1 protein-coding gene is annotated in these 1,064 nt (G+C 62.5%); it reads left to right on the forward strand.

The annotated features are described in order from the left end of the window. On the forward strand, positions 1 to 849 hold an 849-nt coding region (locus HV744_RS36590; RefSeq protein WP_175154088.1), incomplete at its 5' end, for an IS110 family RNA-guided transposase. Positions 850 to 1,064: the final 215 nt, after the last annotated feature.

Below are 1,064 nucleotides of genomic sequence, written 5' to 3' on the forward strand. Positions count from 1 at the left end.
AAGCTCGGACACACCGTTCGACTGATCGCCCCGCAGTTCGTCCGGCCTTACGTAAAGAGCAACAAGACCGACGCGGCCGACGCTGAAGCGATCTGCGAGGCGATACAGCGACCGCACATGCGCTTCGTGCCGGTCAAGACGCAGGCGCAACAGACAATGCTGTCGCTGCACCGCGCACGCGCCGGGCTGGTCAAGTCGCGCACCGCACTGGCCAACCAGATTCGCGGGCTTCTGGGTGAATTCGGTATCGTGCTGCCACAAGGTATCCGGCTGCTGGGGCAGCGTGCCATCGAGGCTCTTTCCAGTCGCGGCAGCGAGCATGGCGAGCCGTTCCGGGCGTTAATCCAGATGCTCGTCGAGCACCTGCGCGAACTTGGGAACAAGGTGGCCGAACTGGAAGGGCGTATCCGCGCGATCCATCGTACGGATGCGCCCGGCCAGCTTCTCGAAACCATACCCGGGATCGGACCGCTCACCGCATCGGCCCTGGCAGCCTCGATCGGTGATGTCCGAGCCTTTCGCAGCGGCAGGGAACTCGCTGCCTGGCTGGGTCTGGTCCCGCGCCAGCATTCCTCCGGTGGCACGCCGCGCCTGCTGGGCATCAGCAAGCGTGGCGATACGGCATTACGAACACTTCTGATTCATGGCGCCCGCGCGGTTATACGCATGGCAGCCACCAGGCCCGAGATGGCCGATTCCTGGCTAATGAAACTGTGCCGCCGCCGACACAAAAACATCGCTGCCGTGGCGCTCGCGGCAAAGAATGCACGGACAGCGTGGGCCATGCTGATACGCGGTCAGGCCTATCAGGCTAGCCATGTGCCAGCACGACCCAGTACGACGAATTGACAGAACCAGCGTTTAACATCGCCGCAGCATCTACTTCCCAGAGGTTGCTTGAGCAGACTTCAATTCAATGACACAACGGTCGGACCGTGGTGGGCCAAACCCGCTTTGCACCAAGGGCATCCAGGCCCGAGGCTCTGATGGGGTACCCATCTGCGGATATTCATCGTGGGCCCGCAGCGATTGCTGCGAACTGAGCCCGGATACATGGCTGCAAC

This window comes from Paraburkholderia ultramafica (assembly GCF_902859915.1).
Taxonomy (GTDB): Bacteria; Pseudomonadota; Gammaproteobacteria; order Burkholderiales; family Burkholderiaceae; genus Paraburkholderia; species Paraburkholderia ultramafica.